The sequence below is a fragment of the Nocardia sp. Tas62D01 genome (assembly GCF_055232035.1).
Map to the genome: position 1 here is coordinate 1,064,182 of NZ_JBUYUZ010000001.1, position 25,750 is coordinate 1,089,931.

Below are 25,750 nucleotides of genomic sequence, written 5' to 3' on the forward strand. Positions count from 1 at the left end.
TTTCAGGCGACCTCCGTTCCGGTCGTATCAGCCGCGGTCGTTGACGATGCCGGTGTGATGTCGCGGGGTAGTTCGAGCAGATTGCCCTTGTGGAACATAGTTCCGGCGCGGACGAGCGCGACCAGCTCGGGGGCGTTGACCTTGCGCCAGCGGGCTTGGGCGGCTTCGATCAGCTTGTAGGCCATGGCAATCCCGGCCGCTCGCGAGCCCGGCCCCTTGGTAATCTTGGTCCGGAGCCGCACGGACGCGAAAGTCGACTCGATAGGATTAGTGGTCCTCAAATGGATCCAGTGCTCGGCTGGATACCGGTAGAACTCGAGGAGCACGTCGAGGTCGTCAACGATCTTGGCGACAGCTTTGGGATACTTTGCGCCGTAGTCGATTTCGAACGCCTTCACCGCCAACTGTCCCTTGTCGATGTCTTCAGTCATGTAGATGTTTTTCATGGCCGCGATAGCGCCGGGATGCGCCGATTTCGGGGCGGGTTTCGGTGAACTCGCCCTCGCTGTCCCGACATCGATGCCGAGCCGTACGGATGCGCTGGAGATGACTTCGCCGATGTCGCGCACGAATATGATCGCCGTGCGCACCGATACTTTCACCTTAGTGGTAGTTATTGGATCCATCACTGATATTATTGGTGAATGACAGATGAGCCCCTTCTCCACCTCGCCGACCTGGCTGAGGGGCAGTGGGGGCTGTTCACCAGCGGGCAAGCCGCACAGATCGAGGTGGCGCCGCTACAGCTCAAGCGCTACGCCGACCGCGGCCTGCTCGTGCGCCTCCGCCACGGCGTATACCGACTGTCCGGCTCCCCGGAATCTCCTCTCGAGGCGATTCGAGCCGAATGGCTGGCCCTGGAACCCAAACGCACCGCCGCCGACCGGCTCAGCGACCCCGTGCCCGTCGGTGTGCTCTCCCATCGCTCGGCCGCGGTACTGCAGCACCTGGGAGATCTCGACGCCGACATCCACCAGTTCACCGTCCCCCGCCGCCGCCACACCCGCAGCCCTGAGGTCACCTTCCGGGTCGCCGAACTCGACCGCGGCGACTGGCACCGCGTCGACGGACTCCCCGTCACCCGCCCACTGCGAACCGTCACCGACCTCGCTGCGGCCCACACCGACGGCGGACACCTCGCCAGCGTGGTCCGCGACGCCATCCTCACCGGCGACACCATCTCCACCGACATTGCCACAGCGCTACGCCCCTACGCGCACTACTACGGCGTCCGCGCTGGCGACGGGACCGGACTGCTCGCCAACTTCATCCACCAGGCAGGCGTGCCAGCCTCCGCCATCGATTTGGCGGCCATCGACGCGGCCACGCGCTCGGTGGCCCCCGCGCTCGATCTCACCGCCTTGTTCGGCAACATCAACGCCAGCGCGCTGCCCCCTCCTGAGGTGGGCAACGCGGCGATCCACGCCCTGGCATCCTCACCCGAGTGGGCCGCGGCCCTTGCGCGGATCCGTAACCTGTTCGCCCACAATCTCAATCCAGCGCTGGGCCGACTCAACGCAGACGCAACGACCGCCACGCAGATACTGTCCGTGGCAGCTCTCACCGCTGCACTATCGGAGCATCAGCGCAAACCGATTCGCCGATGAATACCTCAAAACTCCTGTGCGCCAGGGCGTTCGGTCACTTCGCCGATCATGCCGGATACTGGCGGAGATGGCCGCGGCAAACCCTCGACGGCCCCACCTCCCCTGCGCTGGCGGCCCGTGGCGGTAGGGATCCACACCCCAGTCCCGGAGCAGCGTAATCATCTGTTCGGCGGCACGCGATTGGGTCGCTGCGCGGCGAGCTGCCCAACTCGCTGACGAGTCACACCGATGATCTCGGCAACGTCGGACTCCGGAACGTCTTCACGCCGAAGGTCATTCACAAGCGACCGCTGCGCCTGCGCGAGTTCATCCGAGACTTGCTCCATGGTGGCCTTCAGTTCGGCAATGCGCACCGCCCTGGCCTGCACGTCGTGTACGTCTCCGAAGTCGTCTACGACCAGTTCGGACTCAACGGCGGACAAGGGAACATCGAGCTTCGCGGCAATGATGGTGCGTGCCTCGTAGCCAACATCGGTGAGGTGGCGTGCCTGTCCGCACGGATCTTGCCCGTACACGTCGGGAATGGTGATTTCCCACCACTTCCCGACGCGGCTTGTGTGGATTTTGTAGGTGATTGCCTTACTCACCGCTCCTCCTCCTGGCAATCGCAAGACGCAACGGCCTTGTTGATCGTGCCGACAACACCGGGCGAAACCGTCCGGTGGCCGTCCGGCACGCTCACGTCATGCTTGCCGGTTCGGCATCCATAGATCGCGTGGCTGCCAGCACCGTCACGCAGCTTTGACCATCCCGCGCCCTCGAGGGCCTTTGCCGATTCTGGCGCAGCCCGCGATCGCGCACGCCCAGTTCGAGTCCATCCACCCGTTCGACGACGGCAACGGCCGCATCGGCCGCGCCCTGATCAGCGCCGTCCTGCGCCGCCGCGGACTCACTCGCCGTGTAACGGTCCCGCTCGCGTCCGTGATGCTCGCCGACACCGGTCGATACTTCGCACAACTGACCGACTACCGAAACGGGCGTACGGACGAATTCGTCGAGTACGTCGCCGTGGCCGCGATCCACTCCAGCGAAGCAGCGCAGGAATCCGCCCGCGCCCTCGCCGAGTTGCCCGCGCATTGGCGTGCGATCGCGCGACCGCGTGCGAACTCGGCGGACGAGGCTCAGAGCCAATCTGCGAAAGGGCTTGGCGTGCAAGACGATCAGTGCCACGTACGCATCGTGTTCGGGCCTCACGTGCTCGACTACTGTGCAGCAAGACAAGCAGCGATTCTGTACGCGCACGACGTAGGGAATGGCTCGGCGTTCCCGTGCTGATAGACGACGAGGTCCGCGACGACATGCCGCCCCTGCCTTGCGAGTCGCTATGGTCGTGACCGTCTTCAGCATCGCCGTAGTCGCGGCGTTCGTGCTCGGCTTCATGCTAGGCCGCTATCGCTCCACACCGCGCCCCGCCGTGACGGCACAGCGTCGAGTACTTCGCGACGGCCAAGGACGAATACCCCGGGCCGCTGGGGCATCGTGGCGATGGATCTGCGGGATCGCGAGGCCATCAATCTTGTCGAGCCTCGATTCCTGGAGTTCCACTCCGACAGGACGGGTGAGTTCGGATTCATCGCCGTGCGCGGGTGGATGGATTGCCGCATCGGGACCCGCAACGGTCGTGAGTGCGTGGAGTTCAGTTGGGAAGGTGACGTCGAGGGGGATCCGGTCACTACCCGGACGGCGTCTGAGATCGTCTGTGGGCGACTGGGATACGTGCGCTCGTCAAGGCAGTGCGGACGCGCTGAGGGCTGGGTGCTACCTGAGCATCGCGCTCATGTCGCATATCGCCTCTTCGAAGATTCGCCGACTGTCCGGTGTTCGGTTGAGGCCGCGGTTACCACAGTGCGGGATCTCTCGGCCTGAGTAGGTGTACAGATCTTCGCGATTGAGGCCCGCGCGTCGCCAGCCGTCGCGGGCGTTATCACCAAGGGGAAGAACGATTTCCAGGTGCGGGAGTAGGTCGACGAGCCGTCGTGTCCATTGCGCCCCGCATGATCGTTCTGACGCCAACGAACCACCGTTCTTGGTGTTCGACGTGGGGAACGGACACACGTTCCAGTGCACAACATCCTTCCAGTTGACGCCATGGCGGGCGTACGCCTCGCGGCAATTGCGGGCCGTCCAATCGTTGTTGTCCATGCTCAGCAATCCTGAGCCAGTGCCTGCTTCAGCCATCGTGCTCGGGTTGTCCAGGAGGACCAGTGCGCGTGCGCGAATGCCGCCCTGGTCGGGGTCAACGTAAGGCACCATCCTCAGCTCGAGCCCATGCGCCTCAGCGATCTGATCGGCTAGGGCATTGATCGGCGCTACGTGTGGCTCGCGGATGCGCGTCATGCGCTCGCGAACGACCTCCCGGTCAGCGTTGCGTCCCACAACCATTGGCGGGTCTCCTTCGAAGGTGGCAACGGACTCCGTGGCAAGTTGTGACCTTCGCGCCTCACGCAGGGGGACTCGATCTGTCGGGGTGACAGTGCTGTTCAGCGATCGCAGGCGGTTCAGCGATAGCCGGGCCTGCCCATTCGATCCCATACGGCCGACCGCGCTTGCGACAGTGTAAAGCGGGCCGTTGTAGACAACTTCATGTGGCACGTCTGGGTCACGGGACAGTGCGAGAACGATCAACGCCTCGGCGGCGGTGTGGGATGTCGTTCGCAGCGCGACGGCTGTCGTGCCGTAGGTGCCTTTGATCTCAACCGCGCGACCGTCCAAAGCGATTGCATCATGACCGGCGGTGGACGGTGGCTGCAAGGTGAGATCGAAGAGGGCTTCGGCGGCTGCTTCGGCGAGGGAGCCGACCAGGTGGCCGTCAGGGGTGAACTTGCGGCCTGGGTGCAGGACCTCGAGTTCCGCAACGATCGCGTGCAGTTGCATCACCAGCTGAGCCGTGCGGGCAGTGCGATCGGTGAAGCTGTTCGGGGACGTCACCCACAGATTGTAGGAACGACGGGCGGTGTGTGTTGTGTGCGTGCACCGTGTCGACTGGGGTGCGTGTGCGATGCGTGCCGACGTCATGGTGCGAATGTTGACGCTAGGGCACGAAAAGCGATCCTCATTTGCGCAGAACCGAAACAGCATCGTGTACCCCGTTGACACGCAGGGGCGCTATTTGGCTTTCTCGCATTGAAAAGGTCGGGGGACAGGGCGTCGGACGTCCGGTTCATGCTTATCGACCTCAGCACGACGCCGATACAGCCGGATCGCGGCCAGGTTGTCGGTCTTGACTAGCTGACCTTCCCCGGATCGGATTTCAACTCCGCCAACAGATTCCGGCCACTGGCCAGCGGTACGGCGCCGACTGCGGTCAGATCGTTCAGCCGGGTGATCGACCTCTCGCTCGCTGCGGCACTGCACCAGCAGGGCCTCGCGCAGCTGCTCGTCGCGCAACTCGACCGGACACATCTCGACCGCCAGCCACGACGCCAGCTTGTCCTCATCGCTGCGAGAGAACTCCCGGAACCCGAACGCTTCTCGCACCTGCGCCCGGTGATACTCGATCGTGCGCCCCGACCAGCGGTACTCGCCCCACGGCCCAGGATCGACCTTCACCTGCTCGGCCACATACGCCAGCCGGAAACCGGGCCTCGATCTCGAAGAACTTCAGCAGCAAGCCGAAACCCGAGCCGAGTCGCACCAGTCTTGTTCTTCACCAACTGCCAGTCCCGTCCGACCAGTGTCCACGACCCGATCAGATCCTCAGTCGACCACTCCTGACGCACGAACCGAAACCGTAAGACCAGTCAACAGTTACCGGCGCGTTCTACTTTGCGGCTCGGGCCAGCTTCAGGATTCCGGGGCCGGATTGGGCCGATAGATGCCGGCGGCGCGGTCGACGAAGCGAGTGGGATTGAGCACCTGGCTCTCGATCTCGCCCGTCACGAGGCCGATGAGGAAGTCCACTGCACCGCAGTCGAACTCCTCCACTACCAGCAGATCTCCGCTGCACCGCCAGATCCCGCCGTTGGAGACTGCGACGGTCCACTCATCCGGGTCCGTGGAGTCACGAACCCACAACAGGCACTCGCGCCCCGCCCGGCCCCACGGCAGCATCCCGCCCGGCTCCGGGAACACCGGATGCGGCACATCCGCTGGGTGCTCGGCCCGCCAATCCCGTAGCTCGTCCAGCTCAACCTCGAACCGGCGCAACTGATCCGGCACACCGTCCACGTGATACGCCTGCTCGACGATGTTCCACGCGGGCGAGACATATGACCGGCCAGACCATCCGGTCAACCGCGCCAACTCGGCCACGCTGTTCATTGGGAGTCTCGAGACTGGTGTTGTTCGGAGGGAACCGACCTCCTCTGTCGGAGACGGTCTCCGTTTTTTTCGGACCCGACCTGGTGAGATTGATCGAGGGTATGGCCCTGCGCCGGCCGCGCCCGTCGTTGGCGGCGATCACTCGGCGCGCCGCCCGGGTCGCCGCAGGGCAGGGGTGGTTGCGGTGTCCTACAACACCGTTCGCTCGATCGTCACCGTGGAGCTGCTCCGCGTTTTCCCTTGAATCGAATTCTTCACTGGGTCAACTGTGGATGGGCCTGGAGACTCAGTGCGTCGTGGCGAGACATGTGGGGCACGCCGCACGATCGACAGACTGACACCACGACATGGTCAGTCGCGGTATATCGCTACGTGAGCGTTGGTGGCGGTCCCGACACTGAGGGGACCCATGCACGAGGCCGTGCCATGACCCGACGGACTGAAGGAACCGCTCCACGAGCCGTTGTAAGGACCGAAGGCCATGAACGGAAACGCATTCGGCACGCCGTGCAGGCCGAAGCAGTCGACGATCAGGGTGTACTCCCTGCCGGCGGGTGCATCGTCGTCATGGCATGTTGCCGTCGCACTGGTCAGGTCCCGCGTGATGACGCAGTCCTGTGGCGCGGCCTGAGCCGTGCCGGAGCCGATTACCGCCGCAACGCCCAGACCCAACACTGCGGCGGCCGTGACTCGTGCGGCTGCGACTATCGTCCTTCTCATTTGAAATCCCTTCTCATTTGAAATCGCTCCAAAAGCGGTCCTGTGACTTTCGGTTACGTACACCGAGTTTGTTACGACCGACGCAACGGCCCTACCAGGCGGTGTACGCGTCGGTTACCTACAGCCACGACGCCGTGCCCAACCGCTGCTGGTCGGCAGCGTAGCAATCGCGGAGACGAAGAACGAGCTCGAATCCAATGCCAGACAACGGATGTTGCAGTCGTCGAAGAACTGGTCGAAGTATTGGGCGCGGGCTTCGATGCTGCGTGCCCACAGCACCACTTCGTTGACCAGCCGTTCGGCGGCCGGTGGGCGCAGTTCGCCGATGACGGTGCCGTTGCGGTCGTAGATGGGGTGGACGTCGATGCCGTCACCTGGGCGCAGCTCGGGGGCAGGTTCGTAGACAGGACGCAGGAATCGGGCGCTGCGTTTCACGGAGAATTCCGAGAATCCCATGTCCTGGCTGAGTGTGCGGGCGTCGTCGATCTCGTGCTCGTTGTGGGCGAAGGCGATGTAGTCCCGGCAGCGACGGCGCGAGCAGCTCACCGACGCGATCCGGGTCGTGTTCGAGGCCTCCGGAAAGACCTATGGCAGCCCGCGGATCGGCCTCGAGCTGCGCGCCGGCAGCTGGCAGGTATCGGACAACACGATCGCGGCGATCATGGCCGAAAAAGGTTGGGCCGCACGCAAAGTCAAACACCGACGTGGGCTTACCCGGCCTGGGAAACGGCCCGTGGCACCGGATCTGGTGCGCCGCCGGTTCACCGCCGACGCCCCGGACGTGCGCTGCTGCGGTGATGTCACCGAAATCCCGACCGAGGAGGGGAAACTGTATCTGGCCTCGGTGGAGGACCGGTTCTCCACCCCGACTGCTCGGGTATGCGACCAGAGCCCATCATGATGCTGAATTGTCTTGTGCCGCACTGCGGATGGCGGCTACAACCCGGGGCGGCGCCGACGCCGAACCGTTCAACTCCACCCTGAAGGTCGAGTTCGTCCACCGCCACCGCTTCCACACCAGGGCCGAGGCCAGGCTGAAGATCGTCACCTGGATCACCGGGTTCTACAACCCGACCCGCCGCCACTCACTGTGCGGCGGACTGTCCAGACAGCCACGTCGTCTGATCCGGTTGCTTCGGGTGGAGTGATGTCGGTGGGCCGTTCCGGCCCCTCACCTTTGAATATCGGGGCCGAGTGGCCTCGCGAACCGTAGCGGCAAGTTGGACACGGTCACGGTAAACGGACCCGAGGACGTTGCCGCAGTTGTGAACTGGGACGTCATTGACGGGCGTCGGCACGATCCCCGGCAGCAGCCGTGAACTGGCGGAAACGGCCGTGCTCAGTGCTGCGCGACGGCGGCGTCGGCTGCGGCGCGGGCGTCAGACAGGGCCTCGGGCACCGGAATTCGGCGCAGGTACATCTCGCCGAAGATCGGGTCCATGGCCCGCAGCGCGGCCGGAAAACCTGGGCCGCCGCCGGAGGAGATGCGCGGCCCGCGCAGCACGTCGAAGAACGGGGAGACGTCGACTCCCTTCCCTGCCCAGTAGTCGCGGTAGCCCTGCTGCTGCGAGACGACCGCTGGAATGGTGGCGCCGTCGCGGGCCAGATAACCATTGCCCTCGCCGCTGCCCAGCCAGGCCAGCACCCGCCGCACCTCGTCCGGATGCCGAGTGGCGGCGTTTCCGGCGACGCCGATCGCATTGTTCGTACTCACCCGCCCCGCCGGCCCTTCCGGCAGCAGCACCACGCCCCACCCGAAGCGAGCCTGCCGGGAGATCTGCGCGAGATTGAACGTCCCCGATTGGAACAGCGCCAGCTTGCTCTGAAGGAAGGCGTTCTTCGCGAAGTCGGGGTTGGCGTTCGTGTCGGCCGGCGAGGGCGCGAGCCGGTCGGCGATCAACCGCACCAGATATTCGAACGCCGCGATTCCCTGCGGGCTGTCGAACACGAAGTGATCGCGGTTGTCCTGGAACAGCGCGCCGGCCGAGCCCAGATATGGCAGCTCGATGGACTGGAAGTCGTGGGCCGCGTTGTAGGCCCACGGCGCGACCGCGGCCAATCGGCGCAGCAGCGGGCGGAAGGTGTCGTCGCCACCAGGGCTCCAGCGCACCGCATTCAGTTCCGCGGGATCGACGTGTGCGGCCGCGAGCAGTTCGCGGTTGTAGTACACCGCCGTGCCGCCGTCGACGAATTGCGGCACGGCCCACAAGGTTCCGTTGCGTGTGTACTGCGCGACTGCCGACGGGTCCCAGGACTGTACGGCGTCGGGACCGAGCGCTGTCCCGACGTCGATCAACCGCCCCGCATCGGCGTAGTCCTCGTACAGGTTGGTCCAGAACAGGTCGTCGGCGGTGCCGCCCGCCACGTCCAAGCGCAGCTTCTGCTGATAGGACGACCACGGCACCACCGTGATTCGCACCTCGACATCCGGATTCGCGCGCTGGAACATCTCGAGCGAGGCACGGTAGGCGGGAACGAAACTCTCGTCCCAGATTCGCAGCCCCACCACAGTGTGATCGGACCCGCCACCGACGCGGCCGAGCCACAGAGCTGCCGCGACGAGCAGCGCCGCGATGAGCGCGACGGTGAGCACCACACGGGACGATGTCTTCATTTCACCCCCTCCACGCGATCGAGCGCAGCACCTGCCGCTGGAAGATCACGAATAGCACCACCAGCGGCGCGATGGCCAGCGTCGTCGCCGCCATCACCAGAGTCCACTGCGCGTTGTACTGCGTCTGCAGATTCGCCGTCGCCGCGGTCAGCACCTGCCACCTGCGGCCGCTGCTCGCGACCAACGGCCACATGAAGTTGTTCCACTGCGAAACGATCGTGATGAGCGTCAGCGTGGCCAGCACCGGTCGGCTCATCGGCACCATCACGTGCACGATGACGTCGAGTGTGTTCGCGCCGTCGAGGCGCGCCGCGCCGATCAGCTCCTGAGGAATCGCGCGAAAGTACTGGCGCAGCAGGAAGATCGCGTACGGCGAGCCGAAGACGAACGGCAGCACCAGCGCCCAAAAAGTATTGAGCCACCCCAGTTTCGCAAACATCAGATACAGCGGAATCAACGTCACCATGGGCGGCACCATCATGGTGCCCAGATAGCCCCAGAACAGCACATCTCGGCCCGGGAAGTCGGTGCGCGCGAACGCATAGGCCGCCAGCACCGACGTAATCAGCTGGCCGCAGGTGACGAACACCGTCATCAGCGCGGTCACCAGCGCCGCTCGCCCGAGCCCGTGGTCCAGCACGGTCCGGAAATTGTCCGCGGTCACCGGACGTGGCAGCGCCAGCGGCGATCCGGTGGCGAACTGGTCGGGCGTCTTGACCGCGGTCAGTGCGCTGAGCAATAACGGCGCCACAGTCAGCAAGGCCCCAGCCAGCAGCACAGCGTAGGCCGCGGCCGAGCGCAGGCGATCAGTATTCATAGGTGGTTCGATTCCGGAAGTAGCGGTGCTGCACGAGGGCGATCGCGAACGTCACCGCGAACACGACGATCGCCATGACGGCGGCCCGGCCCGGCCGCGCCGCGTCGAACGCCTCGGAAAACATCCGCATAGCAACCACATCCGTGCGATCGCCGGGTCCGCCTTTTGTCAACGCGAACACCGTGTCGAAAGTCTGGAACGCGGTCAATACGCCGGTGACGAGGACGAAGAACGTGGTGGGCCGCAGCAGCGGCAGAATCAACCAACGGATCCGGCGCCAGCCGGTGGCGCCGTCCAGCGCACCCGCGTCGAGGATCTCACGTGGTATCGCCCGGATCCCGGCCACGAAGAACAGCGCCACGTACCCGAAGTTCGCCCAGATGCTCACGGCAGCCACCGAGGGCAGCGCCAGTACCGGATCGGACAACCATTCGATCCGGCGGCCGAGCACGGCGTCGATCGCGCCCCCGGTCGGCGCGAACATCCACTGCCACACCACACCCACCGCCACCGGTGCACACATCCACGGCAGCGCGTACATCACCCGTAGGCCCGTCGCGTCGCGCCGCCGCGCCAGCACTGCTGCCACCGTGAATCCCAGCACAGTCTGCGTCGGCACCACGATCGCCGTCAACGCCAGCGTCACCAGCAGGGCATGGCCGAACGCCCGATCCCCCAGCACCACGCGCCAGTTCCGCAGTCCCACGAACTCCATGGGCCCCAACAGGTTCCAGCTGTGCACACTGAGCCAGGCCACGACCAGGATCGGCAGCACCAGGAAGCACCCGACCCCGATCATGCTCGGCAGCAATAACGCATAACTCGTCGCGGCACGACGAGCCTCACGCCGGTTCATGTCCCGCTACGCTACTCGTCACCCGGAATCTGATGCTGTGGCCCACCTTCGTCACCACCATGCGGCCCCGTCCCGAATGCACGCCCAATCCTGCCCGGTCTTCCACGGTTCGCCGATCGATTCCGACGATCAGCAGCGCGATGTCGTCGGCGACGTAGGTATGGCGCGGCTGGAGGGTGATCGGCAGGCCGAGCGCCAGAAATTCCGCTGTTGCGGACGCCAGTTCGACTCCGGTCGTGGGTGCGCCGGGTTGCGGCACGAACACGGCCCGCTCCTCATAGACCTCGGCGACCGCCGCCGGCGACCCGGAGTTGAATGCCGCCGCGAAAACCATCGGGTGTTGCCGGGCGTCGCCAGTGAGAGCCACAGTGGACGGATGGACGCAGCCGGTTTTGAAACTCATGCCACCAGCCAAGCGTGCGCGAACGTAGCTCACCAAACGGAAACCCACAGGTGGGATACCGAATTGGTGCCGACCGAATCCGGCCGGACCCAGCGCCCGGACACGGCGTGCCCGGTCGAGGTGGCGCTGTCGGCCGGCTCCGGCCGCTGGACAACCCTGGTGCTGCGGGAACTCATGCACGGCCCGAACTCGTTCGGTGAGCTGGCCGAGCGGCTGCCGGGGATCAGCCCGAAGGTGCTCACCGACCGTCTGCACAGCCTGCGCGACGGCGGGCTGGTCGGGCAGGAGCGGCTGGCCGGATTCCCGGTACGCACCCGGTACGTTCTTACGCCTGCCGGAGAAGCTTTGCGGCCCTTGCTGATCGAACTCTATCGGACCGGGGAGCGACTACTGCGTCTCCGTTGATCCAACAACACTGGCCACCGCGCGACACGCGTTGCCGTGTTGATCAAGCTGGCGCGTAGCCAGATCAGCGTGGTGGCAAGGCAGATCGCGGCGCGGTAGTTGCGGGCGAGTTTGTCGGTGCGCATGGCGATCCCGCGCCATTGCTTGAGCTTGTTGAAGCACCGCTCGACGACGTTGCGCCCGCGGTCCTTCACTCGGATCACGGCGCGGTGGCGACACCGAACCATCGCGGCAGATTGCTGAGCAGATCGCGTTGGTCTTCGCCTGCCCAGGCCACGTGGCCGTCCGGTCGCAGCAGCACGGCGGGCACGTCCAGCTCGTCGCTAACGTCGATGACGTGGTCGACCCGGTTCGCCCATCCCGCCACGGAGAGCTCACCGGTCTGGTCGAGCAGCAGCCCGCGGCCTTCGCGTGTCAGCTCGTAGAGACGACCCCGCGACAGGCGGATGTCGCGCAGCCGCTTGCCGATCAGCTCGTGGCCTTCACCGAAGTCGTAGCGGACCCCGATCCCGGTGACCTTCTCGATCAGGAACCGGCTCACGTCCTCGAAGTCCATCAGCTCGGTCAGCAGCCGGCGTATCGCCTGGGGACCGGGTTCGGGGGAGATCAGTTCCGACTGGGCGCGGGTGGTGTTCAGCACGTCGTCGGCGACCGGGTGGCGCTCGGTGTGGTAGCTGTCCAGCAACCCTTCCGGTGCCCAGCCGTTCACCTCGGCGGCGAGCTTCCAGCCGAGGTTGGACGCGTCCTGGATGCCGAGGTTGAGCCCTTGTCCCCCCAAGGGCGGGTGGACGTGCGCCGCGTCGCCGGCGAGGAACACCCGGCCGGTGCGGTATCGCTCGGCCAGCCGGGTCGCGTCGGTGAAACGGGACAGCCGGCGCGGTGAGTGGACGCCGAAGTCCGTGCCCGCGTAGGCCCGCAGCTGCGTCTGGAACTCCTCCAAGGTCGGCGGCGTGGTGCGGTCCTCGGCGACGGTCGCGGCGGGCACGACGGCACGGTGCAATCCGTTCCCGGCGGGGCCGATACCGAAACCCTTGTGAGTCTTGCGAACCTTGTCCACCACCGCAGCCAACTCGTCGGGCGGCGTCGTCACCTCCATCTCTCCGAGAAGCCATTCCGTCTGAGCGGGCTCGCCGGGAAACCCGACGCCCAGCAGCCTGCGAACCAGGCTACGGCCGCCGTCGCAGCCGACCAGCCAGTGCGAGCGCAGCCGTGCGCCGTCGGCCAGTTCGACCGTGACTCCGTCGTCGTCCTGCTCGGCGCCTATCACCTCGTGGCCGCGGCGGGTCTGAGCGCCGAGCTCGACGGCACGCTCGGCCAACAGGCGGTCGGTAACCGGCTGCGGAATGCCGAGGATGTAACCGTGCGCGGTGTCCAGGGTTGCCGACGACGGCTTGTCGATCCCGGCGAAGCGGCGGGCGCCACCATACTGCTGCCCGTGCGCGAGGAACCGGTCCAGCAGACCGCGCTGATCCATGATCTCGATGCTGCGCGGATGCAAGCCTAGCGAGCGGACCAGCTGGCTGGGCTCCGCATCCTTCTCCAGCACCAGCACGTCCACGTCGTGGAGCCGCAGCTCGCTCGCCAGCATCATCCCGGTCGGACCGCCCCCGCTGATGATCACATCGAACATGAAAACCTCCGATTCCAGAAACATGCATTCCGGCGGACGACCCCAGATCGGACGATCGCGCACAGTAGTGCCGACTTCCGGCGGGATCGGACCGCGGCTGACCAGTCTGCCGCCCATCAGGGGTCTTGCGGCAAGCCCCCAGGTGAGCTCTATTCTGAAACTGGCAAGGAGGTGAAATTCTCCTTGCCTTTCGCATGTATGGCCCGACTCAGGCTTTCCCTCCGTGTCGATCGACTCGACCATCGCGCGCGCGCACCAGCACGGCGCGACCCTCCCCAGGCACACAGGGGGCTCTGCCGAATCACAAGAATCCCAGATGTGAGAGTCCCAGCGTCGGTGGCTCGTTCGATACCCGTGGACGGCGGACGTACTCGGCCGGCGAATGGTCCATAACGCCGTCGATGACGCAGGTGCGGTAGAACCCGGTGACCACCACGGTGTGGCGGGCGCTGTTGCAGCATCCATGGGGGCCGAAAGTGCAAGTCGCGCAACTTCGGCCACATTCAATCGCTGATCGAGGAGCATCCTGACACCGTTGACGTTCGGGTGATACCGCTCGATGCTCCCGAGTGGCGGGCCGCCCGCGAACGCCGACAACTTCCGCGGCACCGTCCTCGTCGAAAGACATCCACCTGCGAGGCAAGTCCGTCGCCGAACTCGCCGACCAGGTGCTGCCGAGCCTGACCGCAGCCATGAGCCTCCTCGGCAAGCAACACGACATGTCCATCACCATCACCCTGACCGAAGAGCACCCTGCGCACCGCCGCCTACGGCGCCGTGTCGCTGATGGCCGCCGCCGGTGCGCCGCACAAGGGCATTACGCACGGCTCCGGGCGTGGATGTTCGAGCCGATCGACAGCAGGGCATTGATGAGTTCGTCCTGCAATGGGAAGTGTGCGTCGAAGACGGCGTAGTGCAACGGAATTCGCTCGGCGCTATCACCCAACGTCGTCCCGACTGTCCCGGCTAGACCGCCTTCGGTCGCTGCGTGGCGAGCTGCCCAACTCGCTGACGAGTCACACCGATGATCTCGGCAACGTCGGACTCCGGAACGTCTTCACGCCGAAGGTCATTCACAAGCGACCGCTGCGCCTGCGCGAGTTCATCCGAGACTTGCTCCATGGTGGCCTTCAGTTCGGCAATGCGCACCGCCCTGGCCTGCACGTCGTGTACGTCTCCGAAGTCGTCTACGACCAGTTCGGACTCAACGGCGGACAAGGGAACATCGAGCTTCGCGGCAATGATGGTGCGTGCCTCGTAGCCAACATCGGTGAGGTGGCGTGCCTGTCCGCACGGATCTTGCCCGTACACGTCGGGAATGGTGATTTCCCACCACTTCCCGACGCGGCTTGTGTGGATTTTGTAGGTGATTGCCTTACTCACCGCTCCTCCTCCTGGCAATCGCAAGACGCAACGGCCTTGTTGATCGTGCCGACAACACCGGGCGAAACCGTCCGGTGGCCGTCCGGCACGCTCACGTCATGCTTGCCGGTTCGGCATCCATAGATCGCGTGGCTGCCAGCACCGTCACGCAGCTTTGACCATCCCGCGCCCTCGAGGGCCTTAAGGACTTTGAGCTGCTCTGCGATCATGACAATACGCTAGTACCCTTGCGTAATTCTATGCAAGTGTACTAGCTGGTTTTGGCGGCGGTGTCGACATCCCAGTACCGGCCCCCTCCGGCCTCAGCTGCCGATACCGAGGTATCGCCCAAGCACTGACGCGCAGCAAGAGTTCTCGGTCGCCGTCAACCAGGCGTTGCTCGGTCTCGACCTTGCGGGTCTGCGGCGTCCTGATCCCGTTTGCACCGAATTCACACGCTTCGAGGGGAACCACTCGAATTGGCGTGCGCGGGCCCACCAGCATGCCGCGGGTGCGGTGAAAAGGGGGATCTGCAGATCGAGGAGCCCCGGCGGTGTCGAGGTCAAACCCGACGACCACGGACCGTGCCTACCTGCGTCGCCGCGGCATCAAGGCCACCATCCCGGTCAAGATGTCGTTTGCCAGCGTCGGTAGACCGCTTCTTTGCCAGTCGTGGGACCGTCCCGTCGGCCTGCCCTGGCAGCGTGATCACGTTCTAGTTTGGCCGTCTTGCTCCACCAATCGTCCGGAATTCGGCCGACGACTGCGGCAGTGGCTGGCAGACGGCTCACTCGTACACACCGAGACCGTCGTCGACGGGCTGGAAAACGCACCGCAGGCACTGCTCGATCTGGTGCGGGGACACTACACCGGGAAGGTAGTCGTGCAGCTCGCGCGTTGAACCATCCCGAGGAAAGGAACGACAATGCTGATCGGTGAACTCGCGACGCGCACCGGAACCACCACCCGCCCCCTGCGCTTCTACGAAGTACAGGGACTGCTCACCTGCGAGCGCACCACCTCCGGATACCGCACCTACGACGAGACAGCGGTCAAACAAGTGCGCAACATCCGCGAACTGCTCGACATCGGATTCACCATCGACGACGTTCGTGCGTTCCTGCCCTACCTCGATCGCGATCTGCCCGGCGTCTTCCGTTCGAAACGCGGTGCTGACACGGAATGGATACGAGCAGGCAATCCGAGCAAGATGATAGAAGACACGGACGAGCTGGCGGCGCGGGTCAAACGGATCAATGAGGCAACGGAGCGGGTGCGCGGACGCGCGCAATCCGCCGACGGCACCGTCTATATCGAGACCGACGCCCGCGGGGCGATCACCGATCTCCAGCTGTCTCCCTATGAGCAGGAGCATGATGCCCTGCCCGCACCGACCGGCGGTCGCTACTACTGACCCACCGGAGAAAACCTTCCGCACGCAGCAAGCACACACCAAAAGAAGGAGTTGGCCATGCAATACACACGCCTGGGAACATCGGGATTGAAGGTCAGCCGGATCGCGCTGGGCTGCATGAGCTTCGGCGACCCCGCCAAGCGCATGCCCTGGGTGCTCGACGACGACGCGGCCGAGCCGATCTTCCGGCAAGCCGTCGAGCTCGGCGTGACATTCTGGGACACCGCGAACATCTACGCCCTGGGCACCTCGGAGGAGACCGTCGGCCGGGCGATGCGCAAGTACACCCAGCGCGAGGACGTCGTCCTGGCCACCAAGCTGTTCATGCCAATGCACCAGGGCCCCGGCGGCGCGGGCCTGTCCCGTAAGGCCATCATGGAGCAGATCGATGCCTCACTGCGCCGCTTGGACACCGACTACATCGACCTCTACCAGATCCACCGCTTCGACCCGGAGACCCCGGTAGAGGAGACGATGGAGGCGCTGCACGACGTGGTCAAGGCCGGCAAGGCCCGCTACCTCGGCGCCTCCTCGATGTGGGCGTGGCGCTTCGCCAAGATGCAGCACGCCGCCGATGCGAACGGCTGGACCCGGTTCGTCTCCATGCAAGACCAGTACAGCCTGATCCACCGGGAGGAAGAGCGCGAGATGTTCGGGCTACTCGCCGACCAGGGCGTGGGATCAATCCCGTGGAGCCCGCTGGCCGGAGGCAAGGCCACCCGGCCGTGGGGCGAGGGCTCGACCCCCCGCGCCGAGGTCAACCCCGACACCGACCAGTACGGCCGCCCCCTGTTCCTGGACTCCGACCGGGCCATCGTCGACGCCGTGGCCAAGATCGCCGACACCCGCGGCGTGTCGATGGCGCAGATCGGCATGGCATGGGTGCTGAAGAACCCGGTCGTCTCCGCGCCGATCGTCGGCGCGACCAAACCTCATCACCTCGCCGACGCCGTCGCAGCCCTCGACATCGAGTTGACCGACGCGGAGATCGCTTCCCTCGAAGAACCCTACGTCCCGCGCATGCCCACCTACTTCTGACCCGTCCACAATCCGCCATGCCGAGCCCATCGCATCGGTCCGCGCGAGCGACAGGCTCGTCGGTCACCAACCCTCCGGGGACGGACCGTCGCATCCGCGCGTTCCTTCACCAGGGCGGGGGTTTGGGCGGAGCATGTGCTCGCCGTCGTTGCCGCCGAGCAGGAAGAGAAATCTGTCCAGGTCGATGCGGAGCGTATCGGCCGAGTAGGCGGGGTTGCCAATAAAGCGGGCAAACCGGGCGCGTGCGATGGGGTCGGCTGTGACCCAGTCGTAGACGTTGGCTCGCGCGCCGTCGAGCGACCGCCGCAAACTGGCGGAGCGTAGACTCGCGCGTGTTATGGCCGTACTCGACATGGCGCGGGTGAGAGGCCAGCTGGTGCGCAGGGATCTAGGAGCGCTAGTCGCCCGCTATCACCGGGCGTTCAATGATCGCGACTTCGAGGTCTGGCGCGAGGTGTTCGACGAGGACGTTGAGCTCCTCATTGATGGCACGCCGTTTCGCGGGGTAGACGCTGCTGTCGCGTATGGGGTCGGGAGCGTGAGCCAGTTCCCCGGGCTCTACATGTGACGGCCGAGAACAGCTCGTCCTGCGAGACCCCGCGCGCGACGAGCGTCGCCACCCGGCGCAGCGCCGCCTGCTCCTCGGCGGCCACGCCCACCTGGGCGCGCGCCGACGCCCGCACGGTGTCAGCGCGGTCCGCCGGCTCGGGCACGTAGTAGCGGCGGCAGGACACGATGCGCCCGTCTCGTACCCGGCAGATGCGCCCGAAAGTCGGCAGCAATGCCAGCATCCGGTTCAGCGACTCCCACAACGGGTTGTCGTCGCCAACGCCGTTCGGTGGTAAAACCAGCTCCGAAGTGGTCCCTTCCCCGGTTCTGGCGCAAACACCGTTTGCGCCAGAACCACCACCAGATCGCGGAAGACGGTTCGGCCGCCAGGCGTTCATTCCGACAGCGGCGGCTACCAAGGGCGGATGAGGAGCCGGTTGCCGGGGCCGCGTCGAGCGGCGGCGGGGCTGTCTCCGGCGATGGGGCGGTGGTTGTGGCGGTCGGTACGTACCAGATCGGCGAGGAGTTTCGCGTCTGCGGCGTCGGACTTCGCGCCGGAGACGTGGTCGCGATCGCGGTAGCGGGCGCGGCGAGCGGGTTGATCGCGAACACTTGATATCCGGCCGCGACCAGCGCGTCGACCCACAAACCTCGGTCGGTTTCGATGCCGATCACGACCTGGGCGGGTTCTTCGACGTCAAGGCCGTCCAATGGATCCTCCACGCCTGCCGCATTCCCGCCCCGACACCTACGGCCCTGGCAGACTGTCGGTGTATGCGCGCCCGCCGGTCCGTCGTCCTCATGCTGTGGGTGCCCAGCGCTGCGGTGCTCGGCCCGATCATCGGTCTGCGGCAGGGGCTCCCGCAGCTCATCGGCGGCGCTATCGCAATCTCGGTACCGTTGGTGACGGGTTGGCTCTGGGAGACACTCGCCGGTCACACGACTGCGTCGCCCACGCGCCGCGAGGGGCGGCCCAGAGGGACGGTGCACATCGGGCTCGTCGCCGGGTTCGTCGTCGGAATGGCGCTGATGTTGAGCTCGTACGGGCAAGCCGACAGGTTCTACGTTCACCTGTTCACCTACCCGCGCCAGGTGGTTGTCGTGGAGGCCGGCTGCATTCCGGCCAAGACCGGATGCGTCCACTACGACGCACTCTCTACACCAGAAGGGATCCGACTCCCGTTAGACCTCTACGACATCGCATATGGAAACAAGGTTGGGCAGACACTCTCGGTCCGATGGGACCGAGTCGGGTACGCCTCGCCGACGTCCACCACCTACCCAAATGATCCACAGCCGTACGAAGGTACGCCGCCGCTGGTACCGGCATGGGTTTTCACAGCGTTGACCGCGCTCTATGTAGTGCTGACGGCGTACTTCGCGCACCAGGGACATCGGCAGCGAGCCCAACCGTGACCCGCTTGACTCAACCATGTACCGGCTGCTATGTGCCCATGGATATTCCGGCGCCCGCCGAGACCACCGAAACTGCCGAAAACGGCCTGGATCAACGAACCCCGAAGGAGACCAGAAGCCCAGCCAGGGCTGCGGGAGCAACACCACGCATGAACGGCACGCCGAGATCCGCGCTCTATTCGATGACGACCTCCGCATCGAGGCGATCAGCGGGACCTTGGTTTAGCGGGCGCGGCGTCGATTCGCCCCTCGAGAAGGAAGAACGCCGGAGCATTCGTTGGTGCTGCCTGATAGCAGAACAATTCGAAGCCTTCGGTTTCGTAGTACACCTCGAATCCGCCACGACCAGACCAGATTACGAAGTCCGGTGACGAGTTGGACCAGCTCTGCGTCGTCCACTGTCGGTCGGTGGGCCGGTGGCAGCAGTTAGTCGAGGATGCGGTCGAAGTCGACCAGAAGATGTCGCGGGCCGCGGAAGACCTGGCTGCGACGGTAGGGCGGCGGGTCTACCACCAGCCGCGGGTTCTCGACCCGGCAGAGGAAATTCTCCACCGCCACGTTGACCTCCAGGCGAGCGAGCGGACCCCCCATGCAGATGTGGATGCCGCTGCCGAAGCCGAAGTGCTCGTTGTCTGTGCGTTCGGGGTCGAACTTGGTTGGGTTGGCGAACCTTTCTGGGTCGCGGTTCGCCGCACCGTACATCAGGTGTACCGCCGAGCCTTTCGGGATGACCGTCCCGCCGACCTCGATGTCGGCGGTGGCACTGCGGCTCGGGAAGAACTGGACGGCCGACTGGAGGCGCTGGACCTCCTCGATGGCCCTGGGGATCAACTCCGGCCGATGACGCAGCAGGTCGAGGGTTCCGGGGTTGCGCAGGAAGGTCATCACGCAGTGGGCGATGGTGTTGACCGTGGAGTCGTGACCGGCGACCAAGAGCAGGACCGCGTTCGATGTGGCTTCCTTCGGCGACATGGGTCCGTCCGGGCCGTCGTCATTTACCAGCTTCGACAGCAAACCCTCGCCGGGCTCCTCGAGGTACCCCTGAATCAGGTCGGCCAGATACTGCCTGAGTTCAGCCGTGCTGTTTTTACGCTTCGCGGCGCGGGCCTGCCCTTCTTCGGTGGCTGCCTCCGGGCCCAGGTCCAGACCGGCCATGAAATCGAAAATCCAGCGGTGAAAGGTCGGTTCGTCCTTCAGCGGAATGCCCAGGATCTGGCAGATCACCGCCACCGGCACCGGGTAGGCGTAATCATCGACCACATCGAACCGCTTCCGGCCGGAAGCCTCGATCTTGTCGAGCAGTTCGTTGCAGAGCCGTTGGATGTCGGGCTCCGTCCTTGGAATGACGTCCGGCGAATGCGGTGGGGCGAAGTGCCGCATCACCTGGCGGCGCGCCCGATCGTGATCGGGCGGGTCGGACAGGATGATGGTCTTCTCTCGGCCGTACGCCTCGAGATCTTCCGCGCCGGGCGGCGGCGCAGCCTTGGTTGCCGGTAGGGCTCGCAGGGGGCTGCTTGTGATGTCGGAGCTGATCCGGGGGTCGTGGGCCAGCGCCATAAGTTCGCGGTATCCGGTGACGACGTAGGTGTCGTCGGCTACCCGTACCACGGGTGTCTCGCGGAGCTGGTCGAAGAAAGGATACGGATCGGCGCGGTTCTCGAACTTCATCGCCTCCGCCCAGGCGGTTTCTGGTGTTGTCACGAGGGCTCCCTTCTAGCGGCTTTTCGGGCGGAACTCGGCGCCCCGTGACGTCGGGTCGTGGCCGGTCAGGACCACGTCGGGAATCCCGGTCGGGACCCGCGGATCGGGGAAGCGGGCCGGGATCGGCTGCGGGTCCTCGGTCGCGTCGTAACCCGGCGGTGGTGGCGGGAACGGCGCTGAGCGCTCGATCATCGCCCCGTAATACTCCAGCCATTTGCCGTGGTTGAAGGTGACGGCACCCACGATGCGGCCCCCGCGGCCGTAGGCGGCGGCGAAACGGCGGTCCTGGACCGAGCCTTGGGTGAAGACGATCTCATCCCCGTAGGAACACACCCCGACGCCCTTGATGTTCACCCCGAACTGGCCCGACCAGAACGACGGCAAAGGCAGATGCGGGCATCGACCGGTCTCGATATTGATCATGTTGTTCGCGGCGACCTCGGCTCCCGAAACCGCGTTGTCCCAATGCTCCAGCGACAGAAACTCGTACTCGTAGAGCACATGTGGGGCGCGGGCGATGTCGCCGGCGACGAAGATGTTGTCGGTCACCACGCCGTTGATGTCGAAGGCGCGGCAACCCGCGTCGCAGGCGAGCCCCCAGAAGCCGGTGGCGAGTTGAGCGCCCTCGAGCCATTCGATGTTGCGGATCGACCCCAGCGACGCCACCACCACATCGACATCGAGCGTGGTTCCATCGGAGAGCGTCGCGCGCCGGACATGCCCGTCGGCGTCTGCGTCGAGGGCTTCGACCGCGACACCGGTGCGCAGGTCCACCCCGGCGTCGCGTTGCATCTGCGCGGCGATCTCGCCGATGACCCCGCCCAACGCGCCGACCAGCGGCGCGTCGGCGCGCTCGGCAACGGTCACGGGCAGCCCGAGTTCGCGACAGACCGAGGCCATCTCGGAGCCGATGAACCCAGCGCCGACGATGAGCACCCGTCCCGGCCCAGCTTTGAGGGCTGCCTGCAGCCGGGCGGCGTCATCGCTGGTGCGCAGTGTGTACAGTCCTTCCAGCTCGGCCTCTTCTGGGTTGAACCATTGCCGCGCGCGAGTGCCGGTCGCGATAAGCAGCCGGTCGTAGGGGACCTTGTCGCCGTTGGCCAGCAGCACTTCCCGGTTGGCGCGGTCCAGGCCGGTGGCCGCCACACCGAGGCGCCAGTCCGCGTCGATGGCGCGCATCCGCGGGAGCTTGGTGTGATCGGCGGCCACCCATCCCTCGAGTACCTGTTTCGACAGCGGTGGGCGGTCATACGGTTCGTGCACCTCGTCGCCGATCAGGGTCAGCGGGCCGGTGAACCCCCTGTCGCGCAATGCTTCTGCGGCGCGGAGGCCGGCTAGGGACGCGCCGACAATGACGATCCGGCCCTGAGATCTGAACGTGCTCACCAGATCGGAGACCAGCGATGCGGTGCTCACTTGGCCGTCCGGTCCGCTGGGGGGTCCACCTCGACCGCGATGGCTTGCACCGGGCAGGACGCCACCGCCCGTAACACCCGCTGGCGTTGCGAGTCATCGGGGTTCGGGTCGTAAGCCAGCGTCTCCTCGCCGAGCAGTTTGAGGACATCCGGCGCCAGCGGAACGCACTGCGCATATCCCTGACACCGGTTCAGGTCCACCACAATTCGCATACATCAGCCCCTTCTCAACCCTCGTTCACGCGCTGTTCCGCGCAGCCGCCTCAGAAAGCCGCGTGCGAGCGGTCCTGCGACCCGAAAGTCCGAAGACGTGATGACGCTACCCCGAGCACCAGGGAATTCGAGGCTAGCCACGCCCCGTTTCGTCGTGACCGATACGGCAGATCGCTTGCCCTCCGCACGGGTCTCACCCACCGCCACGGCGACATCCAGCACAAGGCCAGCCTTGTGCGCTCGCACCGGGTTCTCCATCTTCATGGCCTCGACCACGGCCACGAGATCTCCTTCGGCAACGATCTGCCCGACTTCCACCAGCACCTTGACGACCGTGCCCTGCATCGGCGCCACCACCTCGTCACCGTCGACCCTGCTGGCCCGCAGACCAGATGCCACCTCGGCGGACTGTCCGCGGATGGTCTCGGCCGATCCCCCAAGGTCGCCAGCCCAGGAAGACGCACCCGGTGGGGACGGCCACCGACGAGGATCGCGACCATCTCGGCTCCCTCCCCCGGCTCGGCCGATCCGTGGTCGGGGTCTACGAGCGGGCCGGCGGACCCATCGGACCCGACCAGGAACTCGACGGTCCCGGCGCCGACGTACCCGCTCTCCACGCAGATCGCCCGAGCGGCGTTTGGAACAGGCCGTGGCCGCTATCCAGGTCGCCGAGATGGTCACGGGTACAGCCGAATTGGCCCGATAGGTGGGCCTCACCGCGCTGGAGGCAGCACACCTGGTCGTCACCGAGCCGCCGTGGGAAGTGATGTGCACGCACAGAACACTCGGCAGATTTCGACCGACCGCTCGAGGCTGACATGGACAGTGCAGCAAACCTTTCCGACGATGACGAGCGAGTCCGGCGAGAACCTCTGCCCTCGAAGGACCTACCGCTCGAAGCATGTACCGGTCACGTGGTCGCACCGCATCCGGTCCTACCGGCCGCCTGCGAAGGGGCCGCGCTGCATATCACGATGCTCGAAACAGCCGCCAACGCCATCGAACTCGAACACCACCGCACGGGAGCGATCCACCTCATCGATCGCTAGGTCGCGACCGAACTGCCACCCGCGCACGGCGGCGCGTACATGCACACCGAATCTGTCGGCACCGTCATCGACCGGCTCGCCCGGTACTCGGTTCTCGCGCGCGTCGCACTCGCGACGGGCACATCGCAACCACAACTCCACCGAGCCTGGCACCGACTCGCCGAGCTGGCACTCGGCTATTGCGACATGGCGTTCGAGGTTTCCACAGGCCTGCGGCGCCTGCCGGAACTCGGCGGAACGATGCCCAGGATCACCGAATGAGGAGCGCTTGCAACCACATATTGCGGCTGATACCGGGCTGCTTGTCGAGGTGCGGCATTCAGAGCCGCTGACTCGGCGATTGCGGGCGCTGCCGAATCACCGATACCGACCAGAGCGAACGGGGCGACACGCAGCACTGCTCGTGTCGCCAGCAGCTCGCGACCGACGCCCACTATTTCTGCAGTGCATGGCTGGACGTTCGGCACGCCACCGAGCCAAAAAAGTACAACAAGACGGCCCTTAGCTAAGGTTAGTCTATAAAAAGTAAGCTAAGGAGGGGTCTTAGCTTACTTTTGAGTCAAAGGAGGTTTCATGAGCTGGCCATCGCATCGGACTGAGACGCGCGCTTGGAAACCTCGTCACCGGCAAGGTTCACGGGCCGACCGCACCCTCGAGCACATCGATGTGTCGATCCCACCGCGCATCGCCGACCTCGATTACAGCACCACCGGCACGGTCGCCCGCGCCCACGAGGACGCGGTGATCGCGGTCGCGCACCTGGAGGCAGGCTGCGGCGACCACCTCGCACCGCTCGCCGACTTCCTGCTGCGCAGCGAGTCCGTCGCGTCATCGAAGATCGAGCACATCGACGCCGGATGGCGAGCTTTCGGCAAGGCATACGCCGGGGGCAAGGCCAGCGACGAAGCCCAGTCACAGTTGGCGGCGGTCGAAGCACTCATCGCGATGGTCGACGCGGCCGGCTCCGGCCCGATCACTCTGGACACATTGCTCGATGCGCACCGGCTACTGATGGCGCCCGACTACTACACCGCACGCGATTCGGGATCGCTGCGCGATGTGCAGAACTGGATCGGCGGGAGCGACTACACGCCGATCGACGCGCTGTTCGTACCACCGCCACCGGAACTCGTTCCCGAACTGATGGACGACCTACTGGTCTTCGCCAACCGCACCGACCTGCCGATTCTGGCGCAGGCCGCGATCGCGCACGCCCAGTTCGAGTCCATCCACCCGTTCGACGACGGCAACGGCCGCATCGGCCGCGCCCTGATCAGCGCCGTCCTGCGCCGCCGCGGACTCACTCGCCGTGTAACGGTCCCGCTCGCGTCCGTGATGCTCGCCGACACCGGTCGATACTTCGCACAACTGACCGACTACCGAAACGGGCGTACGGACGAATTCGTCGAGTACGTCGCCGTGGCCGCGATCCACTCCAGCGAAGCAGCGCAGGAATCCGCCCGCGCCCTCGCCGAGTTGCCCGCGCATTGGCGTGCGGCCGCGCGGCCGCGTGCGAACTCGGCGGACGAGACACTACTCACGGCGCTGCTCGGCACCCCGATTTTCAACGCCGACACCGCACAACGCATCACCGGCACCACCGACGCCAGCACCTACCGGGCACTTGGGCGACTGACCGACGCAGGCATCCTCGAGGTGCTGTCGGAGAGCAGCCGCAACCGCGTATGGGCCGCGACCGACATCCTGGCCGAACACGACGCACTCAGCGTCGCCATCGGCAAACGCACCACCGAACACCTGCCACCGAAACCGGGCACGTGACGAGTTGGTGGTGAGCTGGAGCGGCGCGCGATCGACGCTGCTGGGCTGAACCACCACTGCGACAGCCGATCACGCAGCTCATCCGCGTCCCATCGCGCCCGGTTCAGAAGGTGCTGACACCCATCGGGACTCACCGCACCCGCCGCCTCCGACAGCTGAAGCGGAATTCTTCCGCTCCACCGGCGCCAGCAACCCCGTCACATACGCCCACGCCCACCGCCGCGGCTCCGCCCGCCCGAACATCCCCGCGATCCGGGCGAACATATCATCCAAACTCGCACGCCATGACGAAATACACTGTGGCACAACATCATCGAGCATCGCAATTCAACCAGACTGCAGCACAACGAAATACAACTGTCGTGCTAGGCGTACGAGCGATCGAAGAACTCCAACCACGGCACGTGCGTCTACTGGACCGCCCTGCGTTCGAGTTGCGATCTCCGGATCACCGGAGGAACTCGGCGCTCTCGTCGCCGCGCCTGCGCAACTGCGCAGG

31 protein-coding genes and 6 pseudogenes are annotated in these 25,750 nt (G+C 65.6%); 14 read left to right on the forward strand and 23 right to left on the reverse strand.

The annotated features are described in order from the left end of the window. Window positions 1-2: 2 nt before the first annotated feature. Window positions 3-479, reverse strand: a pseudogene (locus tag ACV7NQ_RS05225) (transposase); the annotation flags it as partial. Between the two features lie 165 nt (window positions 480-644). Between ACV7NQ_RS05225 and ACV7NQ_RS05230 the strand changes: the two are divergent. Next, window positions 645-1,607 carry a type IV toxin-antitoxin system AbiEi family antitoxin domain-containing protein gene (locus ACV7NQ_RS05230; protein WP_463358569.1) on the forward strand — a complete coding sequence of 321 codons (963 nt, stop codon included), beginning with the start codon at window positions 645-647 and terminating at the stop codon, window positions 1,605-1,607. Between the two features lie 158 nt (window positions 1,608-1,765). Here the strand turns inward: ACV7NQ_RS05230 and ACV7NQ_RS05235 are convergent, their stop codons facing one another. Then, window positions 1,766-2,194, reverse strand: coding sequence for a hypothetical protein (locus ACV7NQ_RS05235; protein WP_463358570.1), 429 nt, complete (start codon window positions 2,192-2,194; stop codon window positions 1,766-1,768). A 172-nt stretch (window positions 2,195-2,366) separates the two neighbouring features. Between ACV7NQ_RS05235 and ACV7NQ_RS05240 the strand changes: the two are divergent. Continuing rightward, window positions 2,367-2,726: pseudogene (locus ACV7NQ_RS05240) on the forward strand (Fic family protein); the annotation flags it as partial. Window positions 2,727-3,365: 639 nt separating this feature from the next. Here the strand turns inward: ACV7NQ_RS05240 and ACV7NQ_RS05245 are convergent. From ACV7NQ_RS05245 to ACV7NQ_RS05270, 6 genes and pseudogenes are all read right to left on the reverse strand, one after another. Continuing rightward, on the reverse strand, window positions 3,366-3,989 hold the full coding sequence (locus tag ACV7NQ_RS05245; RefSeq protein WP_463365550.1) for a uracil-DNA glycosylase: 624 nt from the start codon (window positions 3,987-3,989) through the stop codon (window positions 3,366-3,368). Window positions 3,990-4,070: 81 nt separating this feature from the next. Continuing rightward, a pseudogene (locus ACV7NQ_RS05250) lies at window positions 4,071-4,685 on the reverse strand (DUF6998 domain-containing protein); the annotation flags it as partial. Between the two features lie 27 nt (window positions 4,686-4,712). After that, window positions 4,713-5,168, reverse strand: a complete 456-nt coding sequence (locus ACV7NQ_RS05255; protein WP_463358571.1) for a DUF4158 domain-containing protein — start codon at window positions 5,166-5,168, stop codon at window positions 4,713-4,715. Between the two features lie 222 nt (window positions 5,169-5,390). Continuing rightward, the gene (locus ACV7NQ_RS05260; protein WP_463358572.1) at window positions 5,391-5,867 is read right to left on the reverse strand and encodes a hypothetical protein; all 477 of its coding nucleotides are present in this window, start codon (window positions 5,865-5,867) and stop codon (window positions 5,391-5,393) included. A gap of 351 nt (window positions 5,868-6,218) precedes the next feature. Next, a complete protein-coding gene (locus ACV7NQ_RS05265; protein ID WP_463358573.1) occupies window positions 6,219-6,587 on the reverse strand; it encodes a hypothetical protein in 369 nt (122 codons plus the stop codon). Between the two features lie 114 nt (window positions 6,588-6,701). Next, window positions 6,702-7,133: a hypothetical protein gene (locus tag ACV7NQ_RS05270; RefSeq protein ID WP_463358574.1), complete on the reverse strand. Its 432-nt coding sequence runs from the start codon at window positions 7,131-7,133 to the stop codon at window positions 6,702-6,704. A 16-nt stretch (window positions 7,134-7,149) separates the two neighbouring features. Here ACV7NQ_RS05270 and ACV7NQ_RS05275 point away from each other — a divergent pair, with 16 nt between their 5' ends. Both ACV7NQ_RS05275 and ACV7NQ_RS05280 read left to right on the forward strand, forming a co-directional pair. Further along, the gene (locus tag ACV7NQ_RS05275; protein ID WP_463358575.1) at window positions 7,150-7,488 is read left to right on the forward strand and encodes an IS3 family transposase; all 339 of its coding nucleotides are present in this window, start codon (window positions 7,150-7,152) and stop codon (window positions 7,486-7,488) included. A 28-nt stretch (window positions 7,489-7,516) separates the two neighbouring features. Further along, window positions 7,517-7,735 (forward strand): integrase core domain-containing protein, encoded by a 219-nt coding sequence (locus ACV7NQ_RS05280; protein ID WP_463358576.1) that lies wholly within the window; start codon window positions 7,517-7,519, stop codon window positions 7,733-7,735. A 191-nt stretch (window positions 7,736-7,926) separates the two neighbouring features. On the opposite strand, the gene ACV7NQ_RS05285 is transcribed toward ACV7NQ_RS05280, so the two are convergent. From ACV7NQ_RS05285 to ACV7NQ_RS05300, 4 genes are read right to left on the reverse strand one after another with little or no spacing between them, the layout of a single operon-like run. Further along, a complete protein-coding gene (locus tag ACV7NQ_RS05285) occupies window positions 7,927-9,201 on the reverse strand; it encodes an extracellular solute-binding protein (protein ID WP_463358577.1) in 1,275 nt (424 codons plus the stop codon). A gap of 1 nt (window position 9,202) precedes the next feature. Then, window positions 9,203-10,018, reverse strand: coding sequence for a carbohydrate ABC transporter permease (locus ACV7NQ_RS05290; protein WP_463358578.1), 816 nt, complete (start codon window positions 10,016-10,018; stop codon window positions 9,203-9,205). Further along, window positions 10,008-10,874 (reverse strand): carbohydrate ABC transporter permease, encoded by an 867-nt coding sequence (locus ACV7NQ_RS05295; RefSeq protein ID WP_463358579.1) that lies wholly within the window; start codon window positions 10,872-10,874, stop codon window positions 10,008-10,010. Before ACV7NQ_RS05295 ends, ACV7NQ_RS05290 begins: the two co-directional genes overlap by 11 nt. Further along, complete coding sequence (locus tag ACV7NQ_RS05300) at window positions 10,861-11,277, reverse strand: YybH family protein (protein ID WP_463358580.1); 417 nt, start codon at window positions 11,275-11,277, stop codon at window positions 10,861-10,863. Before ACV7NQ_RS05300 ends, ACV7NQ_RS05295 begins: the two co-directional genes overlap by 14 nt. 66 nt (window positions 11,278-11,343) lie before the next feature. Here ACV7NQ_RS05300 and ACV7NQ_RS05305 point away from each other — a divergent pair, with 66 nt between their 5' ends. Further along, window positions 11,344-11,682 (forward strand): winged helix-turn-helix transcriptional regulator, encoded by a 339-nt coding sequence (locus ACV7NQ_RS05305; RefSeq protein WP_463358581.1) that lies wholly within the window; start codon window positions 11,344-11,346, stop codon window positions 11,680-11,682. A gap of 56 nt (window positions 11,683-11,738) precedes the next feature. Here the strand turns inward: ACV7NQ_RS05305 and ACV7NQ_RS05310 are convergent. Both ACV7NQ_RS05310 and rox read right to left on the reverse strand, forming a co-directional pair. Beyond that, window positions 11,739-11,867: pseudogene (locus ACV7NQ_RS05310) on the reverse strand (transposase); the annotation flags it as partial. Window positions 11,868-11,881: 14 nt separating this feature from the next. Beyond that, the gene (gene rox, locus ACV7NQ_RS05315) at window positions 11,882-13,312 is read right to left on the reverse strand and encodes a rifampin monooxygenase (RefSeq protein WP_463358582.1); all 1,431 of its coding nucleotides are present in this window, start codon (window positions 13,310-13,312) and stop codon (window positions 11,882-11,884) included. 569 nt (window positions 13,313-13,881) lie between these two features. Here rox and ACV7NQ_RS05320 point away from each other — a divergent pair. Further along, a complete protein-coding gene (locus tag ACV7NQ_RS05320; RefSeq protein WP_463358583.1) occupies window positions 13,882-14,226 on the forward strand; it encodes a hypothetical protein in 345 nt (114 codons plus the stop codon). A gap of 52 nt (window positions 14,227-14,278) precedes the next feature. On the opposite strand, the gene ACV7NQ_RS05325 is transcribed toward ACV7NQ_RS05320, so the two are convergent. Then, entirely contained in the window at window positions 14,279-14,695 is a 417-nt protein-coding gene (locus tag ACV7NQ_RS05325) for a hypothetical protein (protein ID WP_463358584.1), read from the reverse strand. Next, complete coding sequence (locus ACV7NQ_RS05330; protein ID WP_463358585.1) at window positions 14,692-14,904, reverse strand: type II toxin-antitoxin system HicA family toxin; 213 nt, start codon at window positions 14,902-14,904, stop codon at window positions 14,692-14,694. Before ACV7NQ_RS05330 ends, ACV7NQ_RS05325 begins: the two co-directional genes overlap by 4 nt. Window positions 14,905-15,227: 323 nt before the next feature. Between ACV7NQ_RS05330 and ACV7NQ_RS05335 the strand changes: the two genes are divergently transcribed. The 4 genes from ACV7NQ_RS05335 (at window position 15,228) to ACV7NQ_RS05350 (ending at window position 17,694) form a co-directional block, all read left to right on the forward strand. Further along, entirely contained in the window at window positions 15,228-15,575 is a 348-nt protein-coding gene (locus tag ACV7NQ_RS05335) for a hypothetical protein (RefSeq protein ID WP_463358586.1), read from the forward strand. Window positions 15,576-15,599: 24 nt separating this feature from the next. After that, complete coding sequence (locus tag ACV7NQ_RS05340) at window positions 15,600-16,088, forward strand: MerR family transcriptional regulator (RefSeq protein ID WP_463358587.1); 489 nt, start codon at window positions 15,600-15,602, stop codon at window positions 16,086-16,088. Window positions 16,089-16,145: 57 nt separating this feature from the next. Further along, window positions 16,146-17,126 carry an aldo/keto reductase gene (locus tag ACV7NQ_RS05345; RefSeq protein WP_463358588.1) on the forward strand — a complete coding sequence of 327 codons (981 nt, stop codon included), beginning with the start codon at window positions 16,146-16,148 and terminating at the stop codon, window positions 17,124-17,126. Between the two features lie 352 nt (window positions 17,127-17,478). Next, a complete protein-coding gene (locus ACV7NQ_RS05350) occupies window positions 17,479-17,694 on the forward strand; it encodes a nuclear transport factor 2 family protein (protein ID WP_463358589.1) in 216 nt (71 codons plus the stop codon). Here ACV7NQ_RS05350 and ACV7NQ_RS05355 read toward each other — a convergent pair. Continuing rightward, window positions 17,606-17,917: a hypothetical protein gene (locus ACV7NQ_RS05355; RefSeq protein WP_463366094.1), complete on the reverse strand. Its 312-nt coding sequence runs from the start codon at window positions 17,915-17,917 to the stop codon at window positions 17,606-17,608. The two genes, ACV7NQ_RS05350 and ACV7NQ_RS05355, sit on opposite strands and share 89 nt — an antisense overlap. Window positions 17,918-18,141: 224 nt before the next feature. Beyond that, a pseudogene (locus ACV7NQ_RS05360) lies at window positions 18,142-18,368 on the reverse strand (IS110 family transposase); the annotation flags it as partial. Window positions 18,369-18,449: 81 nt separating this feature from the next. On the opposite strand from ACV7NQ_RS05360, the gene ACV7NQ_RS05365 reads away from it, so the two are divergent. Next, window positions 18,450-19,091 (forward strand): hypothetical protein, encoded by a 642-nt coding sequence (locus tag ACV7NQ_RS05365; RefSeq protein ID WP_463358590.1) that lies wholly within the window; start codon window positions 18,450-18,452, stop codon window positions 19,089-19,091. Between the two features lie 426 nt (window positions 19,092-19,517). On the opposite strand, the gene ACV7NQ_RS05370 is transcribed toward ACV7NQ_RS05365, so the two are convergent. The 4 genes from ACV7NQ_RS05370 to ACV7NQ_RS05385 are packed head-to-tail and all read right to left on the reverse strand — an operon-like array spanning window position 19,518 to window position 22,777. Next, the gene (locus ACV7NQ_RS05370; protein WP_463358591.1) at window positions 19,518-20,792 is read right to left on the reverse strand and encodes a cytochrome P450; all 1,275 of its coding nucleotides are present in this window, start codon (window positions 20,790-20,792) and stop codon (window positions 19,518-19,520) included. Between the two features lie 12 nt (window positions 20,793-20,804). Then, window positions 20,805-22,208, reverse strand: coding sequence for an NAD(P)/FAD-dependent oxidoreductase (locus tag ACV7NQ_RS05375; protein ID WP_463358592.1), 1,404 nt, complete (start codon window positions 22,206-22,208; stop codon window positions 20,805-20,807). After that, window positions 22,205-22,420, reverse strand: a complete 216-nt coding sequence (locus tag ACV7NQ_RS05380) for a ferredoxin (RefSeq protein WP_463358593.1) — start codon at window positions 22,418-22,420, stop codon at window positions 22,205-22,207. The genes ACV7NQ_RS05375 and ACV7NQ_RS05380 overlap by 4 nt, the downstream gene beginning before the upstream one ends. A gap of 3 nt (window positions 22,421-22,423) precedes the next feature. Beyond that, a complete protein-coding gene (locus ACV7NQ_RS05385) occupies window positions 22,424-22,777 on the reverse strand; it encodes an acyl-CoA carboxylase biotin carboxyl carrier protein subunit (RefSeq protein ID WP_463358594.1) in 354 nt (117 codons plus the stop codon). 461 nt (window positions 22,778-23,238) lie between these two features. On the opposite strand from ACV7NQ_RS05385, the gene ACV7NQ_RS05390 reads away from it, so the two are divergent. The 3 genes from ACV7NQ_RS05390 to ACV7NQ_RS05400 all read left to right on the forward strand — a co-directional run bounded on the left by ACV7NQ_RS05390 (window position 23,239) and on the right by ACV7NQ_RS05400 (window position 25,251). Beyond that, complete coding sequence (locus ACV7NQ_RS05390) at window positions 23,239-23,469, forward strand: hypothetical protein (protein WP_463358595.1); 231 nt, start codon at window positions 23,239-23,241, stop codon at window positions 23,467-23,469. Window positions 23,470-23,508: 39 nt separating this feature from the next. Next, window positions 23,509-23,730, forward strand: a complete 222-nt coding sequence (locus ACV7NQ_RS05395) for a hypothetical protein (protein ID WP_463358596.1) — start codon at window positions 23,509-23,511, stop codon at window positions 23,728-23,730. 312 nt (window positions 23,731-24,042) lie between these two features. After that, window positions 24,043-25,251, forward strand: coding sequence for a Fic family protein (locus ACV7NQ_RS05400; RefSeq protein WP_463358597.1), 1,209 nt, complete (start codon window positions 24,043-24,045; stop codon window positions 25,249-25,251). Window positions 25,252-25,313: 62 nt separating this feature from the next. Here the strand turns inward: ACV7NQ_RS05400 and ACV7NQ_RS05405 are convergent. Next, window positions 25,314-25,515 (reverse strand): annotated as a pseudogene (locus ACV7NQ_RS05405) (transposase); the annotation flags it as partial. Between the last annotated feature and the right edge of the window lie 235 nt (window positions 25,516-25,750).